The sequence below is a fragment of the Streptomyces sp. NPDC093261 genome, assembly GCF_044753645.1.
Classification (GTDB): Bacteria; Actinomycetota; Actinomycetes; order Streptomycetales; family Streptomycetaceae; genus Streptomyces.
In genome coordinates this window covers 386966-399971 of sequence record NZ_JBIVNO010000001.1, presented here as the reverse complement: position 1 = coordinate 399971, position 13006 = coordinate 386966, and the positions used below count along the sequence as shown (strand labels likewise).

Below are 13006 nucleotides of genomic sequence, written 5' to 3'. Positions count from 1 at the left end.
CAGGATTTGAACTGATCACAGCGAGGTCACTAGGGTCGGGCCTCGAACCTCCGCACGGGTGATCACTCACAAGGGGTGAGTGACGGCGGAGGGCACCGCCCGCCGGCGTGTCGGTAGGCGGCTGAAGGAAGAAGGAGATCGCCCCCGTGGCGTCCCACCGTCGACCCAAGCAGCCGAGCCGCGCACGTGTGACCGTGCTCACCACCGCAGCGGCCGCCGCCGTGGCCTTCAGTGCCCAGGCCGCCAACGCAGCCCCCAGCGAGAAGCCGAGCAAGGACGAGGTCAAGTCCCGGGTCGACAAGCTCTACGGGGAGGCCGAGCAGGCCACCGAGGCCTACGACGGCGCCAAGGAGAAGCAGGACAAGCTGGAGAAGCAGATCTCCAGCCTGCAGGACAAGGTCGCCCGGGGTCAGGACGAGCTGAACCAGCTGCGTGACGGCATCGGCACCATGGCGAGCGCCCAGTACCGCACCGGCAGCATCGACCCCTCCGTGCAGCTGTTCCTCTCCTCGAACCCGGACGACTACCTCGACAAGGCGTCCACGCTGGACCAGTTGAGCAGCCAGCAGGTCGAGGCGCTCAAGAAGATCCAGGAGAAGCAGCGCGAGCTGGCCCAGGAGCGCCAGGAGGCCGCCGACAAGCTCAAGGACCTCGCGGCCACCCGGACCGAGCTGGGCAAGAACAAGCAGGAAGTCCAGGGCAAGCTCGCCGCGGCGCAGAAGCTGCTCAACTCCCTGAGCGCGCAGGAGAAGCAGCAGCTCGCCGCCGAGCAGGACCGGGCCAGCCGGGCCAGCGAGCGCAGCGTCCTCGGCGGCGACACCGGGTCCGCCTCCGGTCGGGCGGCCGCGGCGTTCGCCGCCGCCCAGTCCATGATCGGCAGACCCTACCAGTACGGTGCCACCGGCACGGCCACGTTCGACTGCTCGGGCCTGACCTCCTGGGCGTACGCGCAGGCGGGTGTCTCCATCCCGCGCACCTCGCAGGAGCAGGCCAACATAGGCACCCGGATCTACTCGGTCAACGACCTGAAGGTCGGCGACCTGGTCTTCTTCTTCAACGACATCCACCACGTGGGCCTCTACGCGGGCAACGGCCAGATCCTGCACGCCCCGCGGACCGGCACCGTCGTCCGCTACGAGTCGATGAGCACGATCGGCGGACCCTTCATGTTCGGCGTCCGAGTCTGACCGGATCCCTCGCGGACCGGGCCGCCACTCCGCCCGAACGGGCGAATTCCAGCGACGCCCGCTGACCCCACGCCCCGCCGATGACCTGCGTCAGCGGTGGGGCGCCGCGTTGTGCGCCCGTCTCGGCCTCTTTGGACCATGCGTGATCATCCGGCTACTGTCTGCCGCGTTTCCCTCGCCGTGTGGCGGGGGTGTGTCAGCGGAAGGGAGTGCGACCGGTCGTGGGGTCCCATCGACGCCTTGCATCAACCGGCCTCGGCGGGGGCCGTGACGCCGCCGTGCGTCCGGTGAGCCGAAGGGACACCGGGGCGGACGCCCCGGAGCCGCACCAGGCTCTGAGGAAGACAGCCGCCGTGGTGTCGGCCGCCGCGGCGGCGGCAGCCGCCACGGCGTTCGGTGCCGCGCCCGCGGACGCCGCCCCCTCCCGTGACCCCCGGGTCACGGTGGACCGGCTGTACCAGGAGGCCGAGCAGGCCACCGAGGCCTACGACAAGGCCACCGAGCGGGCCGGTTCGCTGCGCCGGCACGTCGGCCAGGCGCAGGACCGGATCGCCCGGCAGCAGGACCGAGTCAACGCCCTGCGGGACGAGCTGGGTTCGGTCGCGGGGGCCCAGTACCGCTCCGGCGGCCTCGCCTCCTCCCTCGGGCTGCTGCTGTCCGACGATCCGGGCGAGTACCTGGACCGGACGGCAGCGCTCGACCGGATCGGCTCCCGCCAGGCCGGAAAGCTCAGGGAACTCCAGACGGCCCTGCGCGAGCTGGGCCGGGAACGCGCGGACGCCACCGGTGAGCTGGCGGAGCTGGAGCGCGACCGCGAGGCCGTCGCCCGGCACAAGAGGACCGTCGAGCGGAAACTCGCCACCGCGCGACGGCTGCTCGACTCCCTGCCGTCCAGCACGCGCACCGCCTACCACCGGGCGTCCCGCTCCGGCGCCGACGTGCCCGTCCTCACCGGTGCCGGAGCGCCCGACGCCCGCGCCGCGGCCGCGGTCGCCGCGGTCCGCTCCGCGCTCGGCCGCCCGTATGTGTGGGGAGCCAGCGGACCGGGCGGCTTCGACTGCTCGGGCCTGATGCAGTGGGCGTACGGGCGGGCGGGCATCGGACTGCCGCGCACCTCGCAGGAGCAGCGGTACGCCGGCCACCAGGTGCCGCTGTCCCAGGCACGCCCCGGCGACCTGATCGTCTACCGCTCCGACGCGAGCCATGTGGCCATGTACGTCGGCGGCGGCCAGGTCATCCACGCACCCCACCCGGGGGCCGCGGTCCGCTACGACCCGGTCGGGATGATGCCGATCGCCTCGGTCACCCGGCCCTGACCGCGGCGCCGATGGGCGGCGCGGCCGCCGCGTACGATCGGACAGTGGCTGGTCATGGGCGTGCGCCGGGGGTCGTGGCGTGCTGTGTGCTGCTCCTCGCCGGGCTCGTAGGCTGCGGTGGGCGACCCGCGCCGGACTCCCAGACGGCCGCCGTGCAGCAGGTCCTCGACCGGCGGGCGGCCGCCGTCCTCGCCGGGAACCGGCCCGCGTTCCTCGCGACCGAGGCGCGCACCGCCGACGCCGGGGGCCGGCCGGCCGCCGACGCGGCCGAGTTCGACCATCTGCGTGGCGTGCCGCTGGCCGCCTGGTCGTACCGCGTCACGGCCCTGCACCGCACCGGTGACCGGGCCAGCGCCGACGCCGAACTGCGCTACCGGGTCAAGGACTACGACCGGGCGCCGGTCACCGCCGCCCGGGTGCTGCGGCTGACCCGCACCGACGGCCGCTGGTACGTCAGCGCCGACGAGCCCGCGAAAAGGGCCGGTGAGCAGTTGTGGGAGCAGGGTGCCGTCGAGACCGTCCGCGGGACGCACAGCCTCGTCCTCGGCGTGGGGCAGCCCGGGGAGGTCCTGCGGGCCTACGCGGAGCTCGCGGACCGTTCGGTCCCCGCCGTCACCGACGCCTGGGGCACGGACTGGGTCCGGCACGTCGTGGTGCTCGTGCCGCGCTCGCTGGAGGGGATGGCGGGTCTGCTCGGCGCGCCGGCGTCCGGGTACCGGGGGATCGCCGCGGTCACCACCGGGGAGGCCGGAGGCACGACACGGGCGCCCGCGGACCGGATCATCGTCAACCCGGACGCGTACGGCGTCCTCGGCGACCTGGGCAAGCAGGTCGTGCTCCGGCACGAGACCACCCATGTGGCCACTCGCGCCCACACCACGGCGGCCACGCCCCTGTGGCTGTCCGAGGGCTACGCCGACTGGGTCGGCTACCGCGGCAGCGGCCGCACCCCCGGCGAGGTGGCGCCCGAACTCGCCCGCTCCATCGCGCGGGGACAGGTCCCGGCCGCGCTGCCCCGGGACACGGACTTCGCCTTCTCCGAGGACGCGGACGCCCTGGCACAGGCCTACGAGAGCGGCTGGCTGGCCTGCCGGATGATCGCCGACCGCTGGGGAGAGGCCCGGCTGAACGCCTTCTACCGAGCGGTGGGCGACCACCGGACACGCTCCGGAGCGGTCGAGTCCGCCTTGCGGCACACCCTCGGGATGAACCTGGAGACGTTCACCCGTCAGTGGCGGGCGTATCTCGGAACGCAACTGGGCTGAGACCCGGGGCACACGGCAGGGGGCCGCTCGTGTCCCGTCACGAGGAGCCGCCCCGTCAGGAGGGCGCCAGGGTCTCCTGGGTGCGAGGGGTCTGAGGGGGGACGGACGGTGGGGGGCCGGAGACCGTGGCGCGCCACAGTCGGCGGGCGGCCGTCACCGCCGCGAGCAGCAGCAGGCCGTTGCGGGCGAGGAGGAGGGCGATGCCCAGCCGGTCGCTTGCGACGACGTTCGCGAAGTAGACGGGGAACTCCAGGACCGTGGCCAGGCAGGCGGCGAGGACCAGCCCGGCGGGCAGGGTCATCGGGCTGCCGCGGTGGCACAGGCACACCGCCGCCAGTCCCACCAGCCACACCATGTACTGGGGGCTGATCACCCGGCTGGTGACCGTGAACAGCAGCACCGCGACGAAGGCCGCGTCCGCGAGCGCGTGCGGCGGCAGCCGGCGGACGCGTACCCGCCACAGCAGCAGCCAGCCGAAGGCGACCACGGACAGGGCCAGGGCCGCCGCGCTCACCCAGTCCACGGACGGGCCGAGGAACTCCACCGAGCCGTAGTTGAGCAGCACCTGGCCCTGCCAGCCGAAGTGCCGGGCGATGTGGAAGACCAGCGAGCCCATCGACTCCACCTCGGTGCCGCGGTCGCGCTGGGCGGTCAGGAAGGAGAAGGCGCCGGGCGCCGTCAGGCCGAACAGCAGCGCCAGGGCGCCGGCCGTCGCTGCGGCCGAGACCCAGGCCCGGCGGCTCGCGGCCCCCGCCAGCAGCAGCACCGGCCACACCTTCAGCAGGGCGCCGAGGCCCGTGAGCGCCCCCATCACCCGCGGCCGGCCCGCCCCCGCGAGCAGTGCCGCGACCGCCACCGCGCTCACCATCAGGTCGTAGCGGGCGTAGACGGTCGGGCCGAGCAGGGCGACCCCGGCCGTCCACAGCCAGGCACCGCGCAGCGTCCTGCCGGGGCGTGTGCCCGCGTACCAGAGGAGGCCGAGGACCGTGAGGTCGGCGAGGAGGGCGAGGACGTAGAAGGCCCGCGCGTAGTCCAGGAAGGGCAGCAGCGCGGGCGAGAGGATCGCGAGTGCGGCGGCGGGCGGGTACTGCCAGGTGACGTCGTGGCGCGGGAACGCCCCGGTGCGCAGGGTGTCGTACCACCCCTGGTAGATGACCGAGACGTCGGTGGTGACGTCCGGGCCGGGGAAGACGAACACCCTGAGGACGAAGAGCAGCAGGGCCGCCCTGGTCAGGCCCCAGACGGCGAGCAGCCAGACCGGGAACCTCCGTGTGCCCGCCATCTCCACCCGACCCCTGTTCCGGCGCGTCGCGCGTCGTCGTCGCCCTGCGGGGCCATGATTCCGTGCGGGACTGCGCGAGGGCCATCAAGCGCGGCCGTACGGAGGTGTGAGGACGGTCGCACGCCGGGTTCGGTACTGTCGACGACGATGCACAAGACCTTGATCGTGACCAACGACTTCCCGCCCCGCCCGGGCGGGATCCAGGCGTTTCTGCACAACATGGCGCTGCGTCTGGACCCCGAGCGCCTGGTCGTCTACGCCTCCACCTGGAAGCGCGGGCGTGAGGGCGCCGAGGCGACGGCCGCCTTCGACGCCGAGCAACCCTTCACCGTCGTACGGGACCGCACGACGATGCTGCTGCCGACGCCGGGCGCGACCCGGCGGGCCGTGGGGCTGCTGCGGGAGCACGGCTGTACGTCGGTGTGGTTCGGGGCGGCGGCACCGCTCGGCCTGATGGCGCCGGCGCTGCGCCGGGCCGGGGCGCGGCGGCTGGTGGCCACCACCCACGGCCACGAGGCGGGCTGGGCCCAGCTCCCCGCGGCGCGCGACCTGTTGCGCCGGATCGGCGAGTCGACGGACACGATCACCTACCTCGGCGAGTACACCCGCTCGCGGATCGCCTCCGTGCTGACCCCGCAGGCGGCCGGGCGCATGGTGCAACTGCCCCCGGGTGTCGACGAGAAGACGTTCCATCCGGACTCGGGCGGCGACGAGGTCCGCGAGCGCCTCGGATTCACCGACCGCCCGGTGGTGGTCTGTGTGTCCCGGCTGGTCCGGCGCAAGGGCCAGGACACGCTGATCCGGGCGATGCCGCGGATTCTGGCCAAGGAGCCGGACGCGGTCCTGCTGATCGTCGGGGGCGGGCCCTACGAGAGGGACCTGCGCGGACTCGCCTACGAGACCGGGGTCGCCGGTTCCGTCCACTTCACCGGCGCCGTCCCCTGGGCCGAGCTGCCCGCGCACTACGGCGCGGGGGACGTCTTCGCGATGCCGTGCCGCACCCGCCGGGGCGGCCTGGACGTCGAGGGACTCGGCATCGTGTACCTGGAGGCGTCCGCCACGGGCCTGCCGGTGGTGGCGGGCGACTCGGGCGGCGCCCCGGACGCGGTGCTCGACGGCGAGACCGGCTGGGTGGTGCGGGGCGGTTCCCCCGAGGAGGCCGCGGACCGGATCACCACCCTCCTGGGCGACCCGGAGCTGCGCCGCCGCATGGGCGAGCGGGGGCGCCGGTGGGTGGAGGAGAAATGGCGCTGGGACCTCTTGGCGGAGAAGCTCGAAGCCTTGCTGTGAAGGGCGCCGCGGCTCTAGCCGGAACGGAATAGTCCGCCCATGCTGCGCTCATGACAGAAAAACTGACGCACCGTCACCTGACCAGACGTCACATCCTGGGCATGATCGCCCTCCAGACGGCGGCCACCGCCGGCCTCACCCGCGTCGGCCTCCAGTCCGCCCACGCGGCCGAGCCCGACACCGTCGACAACGCTCCCGCCATCGTCATCGGCTCCGGCTACGGCGGCGCCGTGGCCGCACTGCGCCTCGGCCAGGCGGGCATCCGCACCCTTGTGCTGGAGATGGGCCGCCTGTGGAACACCTCCGGCCCCGACGGCAAGGTGTTCTGCTCCACCAGCGCCCCGGACCAGCGAGCGATGTGGTTCCGTACGCGCACCGAGGCGCCGCTCGCCACCTTCCTGTGGCTGGACGTCGTCAACAGGGACATCAGCAGCTACCCCGGCGTCCTCGACCGCGTGCACTTCGACCACATGTCCGTCTACGTGGGCCGGGGCGTCGGCGGCGGCTCCCTGGTCAACGGCGGCATGGCCCCGGCCCCCCAGCCCTCCTACTTCAGCGAGCAGTTCCCCACCGTCGACGCCGACGAGATGTACGGCACGTACTTCCCGCGCGCCCGCTCCATGCTCGGCGTCAACACCGTCGACCCCGCCTGGTTCGAGTCGACGGAGTGGTACAGGTTCGCCCGCACCTCACGGAAAGCCGCCGCCGGCACCGGTCTGAAGACCGCCTTCGTGCCCAACGTCTACGACTTCGGCTACATGCAGCGCGAGGCGGCCGGCACGGCGGCCAGATCCGCGCTGGCCGGCGAGGTCATCTACGGCAACAACCATGGCAAGCGCAGCCTCGACAAGACCTATCTGGCCGCCGCGCTCGGCACCGGAAACGTCACCATCAACACCCTGGAGCGGGTCAGGGAGATCCGCCGGGCCGCCGACGGCACGTATCTGCTGACCGCCGACCGCATCGACATCACCGGCGCGGTCGTCGAGACCAGGCAGTACGCGTGCACATACCTCTTCCTCGGCGCCGGCAGCCTCGGCACCACCGAACTGCTGCTGCGCGCCCGGGAGACAGGCGCCCTGCCCGCGCTCGACGCGAGCGTCGGCACCGGATGGGGCACCAACGGCAATGTGATGCTCGGCCGCGCCAACCACCTCTGGGACACGGTCGGCGCCAACGAGTCGACCATCCCCGTCATGGGCATCGACGACTGGGCCAACACGGACAACCCCGTCTTCGCCGAGATCGCCCCCCTGCCCATGGGACTGGAGCACTGGGTCAGCCTCTACCTGGCGATCACCAAGAACCCGGAGCGCGCGTCGTTCTCCTACGACGCCGCGTCGGACTCGGCGAGGCTCGGCTGGACCGCCGCCCAGAGCGCCGTCTCCGTGAGCATGGCGAAGAAACTGTTCGACCGGATCAACGCCGCCAACGCGACCATCTACCGGTACGACCTCTTCGGCACGACCGCCAAGGCCTTCGCCGACGACTTCACGTACCACCCGCTCGGCGGCTGCGTCCTCGGCCGGGCGACCGACGACTACGGCCGGGTCAAGGGCTACCCGAAGCTGTACGTCACCGACGGCTCCCTGGTGCCGGGCTCCCTCGGCGTCAACCCGTTCCTCACCATCACCGCGCTCGCCGAACGCACCATGACGCGGGTCCTCGCCGAGGACACCGCGTCATGACCTGAGATCCGGGGACCGCTACTTCCGGTAGATGGCCTCGATCTCCTCCGCGAAGTCCTTCGCCACCACGGAGCGCCGGAGCTTCAGGGACGGCGTGAGGTGGCCCGAGTCCTCGTCGAACTGGGAGGAGAGAATGCGGAACTTCCGCACCGATTCCGCCTTCGACACCGCGGCGTTGCCGTCGTCGACCGCGCTCTGGATCGCCGCGATCAGATCCGGGTCATCGCGCAGCGACGCCGCGGTGGAACCCGCCGGCTTGCCGTGCTCGGACGCCCAGCGCGCCAGGAACTCCTCGTCCAGGGTGATCAGCGCGCCCACGAACGGCCGCCCGTCACCCACCACCATGCACTCCGCGACCAGCGCATGCGCCCGGATGCGGTCCTCTATCACGGCCGGGGCGACGTTCTTTCCGCCCGCGGTGACGATGATCTCCTTCTTGCGGCCGGTGATCATCAGATAGCCGTCCTCGTCGAGGGTGCCGATGTCACCGGTGTGGAACCAGCCGTCGGACAGCGCCTCCGCGGTCGCCGCCTCGTTGTTCCAGTACTCACGGAAGACGTGCTCGCCGTGGATCAGCACCTCGCCGTCGTCCGCGATACGGATCACGGAACCCGGCAGCGGCTGGCCGACCGTGCCGATCTTCTGCCGGTCCCAGGGGTTGAAGGCCGTGGCCGCGGCGGTCTCGGTCAGGCCGTAGCCCTCCAGGACCGTGAAGCCGAGGCCGCGGAAGAAGTGGCCCAGGCGCTCGCCGAGCGGGGCGCCGCCGGAGATGGCGTACTCGCCACGCCCGCCCAGCACCGCGCGCAGCTTGCTGTAGACGAGCTTGTCGAACACCTTGTGCTTGATCTTCAGACCGAGCGAAGGGCCGGACGGGGTGTCCAGGGCGCGGCTGTACGCGATGCCCGTGTCCACCGCCTTGTCGAAGATCTTCCCCTTGCCGTCGGCCTGCGCCTTGGCCCGCGCCGAGTTGTAGACCTTCTCGAAGACGCGCGGCACACCGAGGATCAACGTCGGTCTGAACGCGGCGAGTTCCTCGGTGAGGTTCTTGATGTCCGGGACGCAGCCCAGCTTGATGGGCGCCATCATGGGCGCGATCTGCACCAGACGCCCGAGGACGTGCGCGAGCGGCAGGAAGAGCAGGACGGAGCACTCGCCCGTGCGGAAGAGCGGACGCAGCCGCTCGACGATGTTGCCGCACTCGGCGAAGAAGTTGCGGTGAGTCAGCACACAGCCCTTGGGGCGCCCGGTGGTCCCGCTGGTGTAGACGATCGTCGCCGGGTCGTCGGCCTTGGCGAGCGAGCTGCGCTCCTCGACCGTCGTGTCGCTGACGTCCTTGCCGGCCCTGCCCAGCTCCTCGACGCCCCCGGCCTCGATCTGCCAGACGTGCTTGAGCGCGGGCAGCCGGTCGCGCACCGACTCGACGGCCGCGACGTGCGCGTCCAGCTCCACGATGCAGGCGGTCGCGCCCGAGTCGCCGAGGACCCACTCCACCTGCTCCGGCGAGCTGGTCTCGTACACCGGGACGGTGACCGCCCCGGCGCTCCAGATCGCGAAGTCCAGCAGGGTCCACTCGTAGCGGGTGCGGGACAGAAGACCCACCCGGTCGCCCGGCTGCACACCGGAGGCGATGAGTCCCTTCGCAGCGCTCCGCACCTCGGCGAGGAAGGAGGCGGCGGTGACGTCCTGCCAGACACCGCCCACCTTGCGGGCCATGACGGCGACGTCCGGATGCTGCGCGGCGTTTCTGCGGACGATGTCGGTCAGATTGCCGTCCGCAGGGACCTCGTACAAAGCCGGAAGGCTGAACTCGCGCAAGACTGCTGCTCCTCACAGGGCGCCGACGCCACGACGTTGTGTGCTGCGACGGTGCGGTCCAAGGCTCGGTCAGGTGCGCAGGGTTCCCGTGACAGCCGTTGGTTGAAACCCTGAGCACGACTGGACTGCCCGGACGTTACCCGCCGGTATGGCCTTCGGGACAGGGGGTCCCGGCGAGATGTTTCGTGCGTCACACGTCTTGGCGTTCCTTGGCGCACAGTAGTCCACCGCCTTCCTGACTGGCCAGTAACCGCAGGTCCGACCGCCACTGTTCACATATGTCCCACACCCCTACGCTTGATCGTCATGACACCCACACCGGACGGCAGACCGAGGACGCGCGTTCATGTGGTCAGCGACGTGCACGGCAACGTGCGCGACCTGGCCCGGGCCGGAGACGGGGCCGACGCCCTCGTCTGCCTGGGGGACCTGGTCCTCTTCCTCGACTACGCCGACCACTCGCGCGGGATCTTCCCGGACCTGTTCGGCAAGGAGAACGCCGACCGGATCGTCGCGCTGCGCACCGCCCGCCGCTTCGAGGAGGCGCGCGCCTTCGGCGCCCGGCTCTGGGCCGGTGTGGGCGAGGACCGCGCCGCGGCGATCGAGAAGGCGGTGCGCAGGCAGTACGCCGAGCTGTTCGCCGCGTTCCCGACCCCCACCTACGCCACCTACGGCAACGTCGACATACCGGCCCTGTGGCCCGAGTACGCCGGCCCCGGCACCACCGTGCTCGACGGCCGGCGGGTGGAGATCGGCGGCTGGACCTTCGGCTTCGTCGGCGGGGGCCTGCGCACTCCCATGCGGACGCCGTACGAGATCAGCGACGAGGAGTACGCGGCGAAGATCGAAGCGGTGGGGGAGGTGGACGTGCTGTGCACCCACATCCCGCCGGAGGTGCCCGAGCTGGTCTACGACACGGTGGCGCGCCGCTTCGAGCGCGGCAGCCGGGCCCTGCTGGAGGCGATCCGCCGCACGCGCCCGCGGTACTCGCTCTTCGGCCATGTCCACCAGCCGCTGGCCGGCCGGATGCGGATCGGCGCGACGGAGTGCGTGAACGTGGGGCACTTCGCGGGGCGCGGGAGACCCTGGGTGCTGGAGTGGTGACCCGCGGGCCCCCCGGCCCGCCCCGCGCGACGATCCGGTGGCCGGACCGCAGGTGGGGTGGTAGCGGCACGGCGCGTGCGCGGTAGCCTTCACGCTGCACACACGTGCGCACGGGCGCACCACCCTCCCTCACCGGACCGCATCTGGAGGAGCCACGGCGATGGCGGAACACACCAGCTCGAGCATCACGATCGAGGCGGCTCCGGCCGACGTCATGCGGGTGATCGCCGACTTCGCGCGCTATCCGGACTGGACGGGCGAGGTGAAGGAGGCGGAGGTGCTGGCCACGGACGCGCAGGGCCGCGCCGAGCAGGTCCACCTGGTCATGGACGCGGGCGCGATCAAGGACGACCAGACGCTGGCCTACACCTGGACGGGCGACTACGAGGTCTCCTGGACCCTGGTCAAGTCCCAGATGCTCCGCTCCCTGGACGGCTCGTACCTGCTCAAGCCGGCGGCCTCGGGCGGCACCGAGGTGACGTACCAGCTGACGGTCGACGTCAAGATCCCGATGCTCGGCATGATCAAGCGCAAGGCGGAGAAGGTCATCACCGACCGGGCCCTGGCGGGGCTGAAGAAGCGGGTGGAGTCGGGCGAGAAGTGACCCGAGCCGGGCCGGTGCGGGGGCCCGGGCGCGGCAGCCGCCGCCCCTGGCCCGTGCGGGGGTCCGGTCGCGGCAACGGTCGTCGGCGCCCGAGGCGCGGGTTCCGGACGGCAGCCGCCGGACGGCGTCCGCCGTCCGGGCTCGCCGATGACCTGCTCAGCGCGGGGGCCGGGCACCGGTAGCGTTCACCCCCATGCGCACCATCCTGATCACCGGCCCCGGCGGCTCCGGGCGCACCACCGTCGCCGCGGCCACCGCGCTGGAAGCGGCACGCCGGGGCACCCGCACCCTCGTCCTCGGTGCCGACCGCACCGACACGCTCGGTGCGGTCCTCGGGGTCCCCACCGGCACCACCCCCGCCGAAGCAGCGCCCGGGCTCACGGCCTGGCGACCGGACGCCGACGCCCGCTTCCGGGAGGACCTCGTGGCCTTCCAGGACCGCGCGGCCGGCGCCCTCGACCTGCTCGGCGCCGCCCGGCTGGACCCCGAGGAGGTCACACCCCTCCCCGGCGCCGGGGAACTCGCCCTCCTGCGGGCCCTGCGCGACGCCGCCCTCTCCGACGCCTACGACCTTCTCGTCGTCGATCTGCCGCCCGCCCCGCAGGCGCTCGCCCTGCTCGCGCTGCCCGGGGAACTCCGCCGCTATCTGCGGCGGCTGCTCCCACCGGAGCGGCAGGCCGCCCGCGCCCTGCGCCCCGTCCTCGGCCGCCTCGCGGGCGTGCCGATGCCCGCCGAGTGGCTGTACGAGACCGCTGCCCGCTGGAACGTCGAACTGGCCGCCGTCGAGGCCGTGATCGCCGACCGGGCCACGAGCGCCTGGCTGGTCGCCGAGCCGGGCCCGGCCGGCGCCGACGCCGTCCGGTCCGCCGCCACCGGCCTCGCCCTGCACAGCCTGCGCCCCGAGGTCCTGGTCGCGAACCGGGTCCTGACCGACGACGCCCCCGACGCGTGGTTCGCCGGGCTCCTCGCCCAGCAGCGCAAGACCGTGGAGGAGTGGCGGGGCGTCTACGGCGTCCACGTCGTCCCCCATCTCGGCCGGGACCCGCGCGGCGCCGAGGACCTCGCCGCGCTCGCCGCCCCCGCCGTCAATGCGGCGCCCGGCCCCGTCGAGTGGCCCGTGACGGACCGGCGCGCCGAGGACGGCGTGCTGGTGTGGCACATCCCGCTGCCCGGCGCCATACGCGACGAACTGGACCTCGTCCGGCGCGGCGACGAACTGGCCGTGACCGTGGGATCGTTCCGCCGTATCGTCCCGCTGCCGTCGGCCCTGCGCCGCTGCACCGTCTCCGGGGCCGCGCTGCGGGAGGGAGAGCTGCGCATCCGTTTCGCACCGGACCCGGAGCTGTGGCCGCCACGGGTCTGACCGGGGCCGTTCCGGGCACCAGAAAACGGCCCCGTACACGGTGAACCGCGTACCGCCGTTCGGGTACCGTCGGAGGTACGAACCGCCAGTCA

Annotated in this window: 10 protein-coding genes; 8 read left to right on the top strand and 2 right to left on the bottom strand. The window is 72.6% G+C overall.

The window, feature by feature from the left end; all coding sequences use genetic code 11:
* Positions 1-146 precede the first annotated feature (146 nt).
* The 3 genes from ACIP94_RS01855 to ACIP94_RS01845 all read left to right on the top strand — a co-directional run bounded on the left by ACIP94_RS01855 (position 147) and on the right by ACIP94_RS01845 (position 3768).
* A complete protein-coding gene (locus ACIP94_RS01855) occupies positions 147-1187 on the top strand; it encodes an NlpC/P60 family protein (protein WP_402418085.1) in 1041 nt (346 codons plus the stop codon).
* 221 nt (positions 1188-1408) lie between these two features.
* Entirely contained in the window at positions 1409-2503 is a 1095-nt protein-coding gene (locus tag ACIP94_RS01850; RefSeq protein ID WP_402418083.1) for an NlpC/P60 family protein, read from the top strand.
* A gap of 44 nt (positions 2504-2547) precedes the next feature.
* Positions 2548-3768 (top strand): hypothetical protein, encoded by a 1221-nt coding sequence (locus ACIP94_RS01845; RefSeq protein ID WP_402418081.1) that lies wholly within the window; start codon positions 2548-2550, stop codon positions 3766-3768.
* 55 nt (positions 3769-3823) lie between these two features.
* Here the strand turns inward: ACIP94_RS01845 and ACIP94_RS01840 are convergent, their stop codons facing one another.
* Complete coding sequence (locus ACIP94_RS01840; RefSeq protein ID WP_402418079.1) at positions 3824-5056, bottom strand: glycosyltransferase 87 family protein; 1233 nt, start codon at positions 5054-5056, stop codon at positions 3824-3826.
* 141 nt (positions 5057-5197) lie between these two features.
* On the opposite strand from ACIP94_RS01840, the gene ACIP94_RS01835 reads away from it, so the two are divergent.
* Positions 5198-6340, top strand: a complete 1143-nt coding sequence (locus ACIP94_RS01835; protein ID WP_402418077.1) for a glycosyltransferase family 4 protein — start codon at positions 5198-5200, stop codon at positions 6338-6340.
* Between the two features lie 50 nt (positions 6341-6390).
* Entirely contained in the window at positions 6391-8028 is a 1638-nt protein-coding gene (locus ACIP94_RS01830; RefSeq protein WP_402418075.1) for a GMC oxidoreductase, read from the top strand.
* Between the two features lie 18 nt (positions 8029-8046).
* Here the strand turns inward: ACIP94_RS01830 and ACIP94_RS01825 are convergent, their stop codons facing one another.
* Complete coding sequence (locus ACIP94_RS01825) at positions 8047-9843, bottom strand: AMP-dependent synthetase/ligase (protein WP_402418073.1); 1797 nt, start codon at positions 9841-9843, stop codon at positions 8047-8049.
* 306 nt (positions 9844-10149) lie between these two features.
* Here ACIP94_RS01825 and ACIP94_RS01820 point away from each other — a divergent pair, with 306 nt between their 5' ends.
* The 3 genes from ACIP94_RS01820 to ACIP94_RS01810 all read left to right on the top strand — a co-directional run bounded on the left by ACIP94_RS01820 (position 10150) and on the right by ACIP94_RS01810 (position 12914).
* Positions 10150-10947 (top strand): metallophosphoesterase, encoded by a 798-nt coding sequence (locus ACIP94_RS01820; protein WP_402418071.1) that lies wholly within the window; start codon positions 10150-10152, stop codon positions 10945-10947.
* A 160-nt stretch (positions 10948-11107) separates the two neighbouring features.
* On the top strand, positions 11108-11551 hold the full coding sequence (locus ACIP94_RS01815) for an SRPBCC family protein (protein ID WP_402418069.1): 444 nt from the start codon (positions 11108-11110) through the stop codon (positions 11549-11551).
* 193 nt (positions 11552-11744) lie between these two features.
* Complete coding sequence (locus ACIP94_RS01810; RefSeq protein WP_402418067.1) at positions 11745-12914, top strand: ArsA family ATPase; 1170 nt, start codon at positions 11745-11747, stop codon at positions 12912-12914.
* The last annotated feature ends 92 nt before the right edge of the window (positions 12915-13006 follow it).

Coding starts and splice junctions, on each gene's coding strand:
- ACIP94_RS01835 (WP_402418077.1), top strand. CDS start 5,198: ATGCACAAGACCTTGATCGTGACCAACGACTTCCCGCCCCGCCCGGGC.
- ACIP94_RS01810 (WP_402418067.1), top strand. CDS start 11,745: ATGCGCACCATCCTGATCACCGGCCCCGGCGGCTCCGGGCGCACCACC.
- ACIP94_RS01830 (WP_402418075.1), top strand. CDS start 6,391: ATGACAGAAAAACTGACGCACCGTCACCTGACCAGACGTCACATCCTG.
- ACIP94_RS01815 (WP_402418069.1), top strand. CDS start 11,108: ATGGCGGAACACACCAGCTCGAGCATCACGATCGAGGCGGCTCCGGCC.
- ACIP94_RS01820 (WP_402418071.1), top strand. CDS start 10,150: ATGACACCCACACCGGACGGCAGACCGAGGACGCGCGTTCATGTGGTC.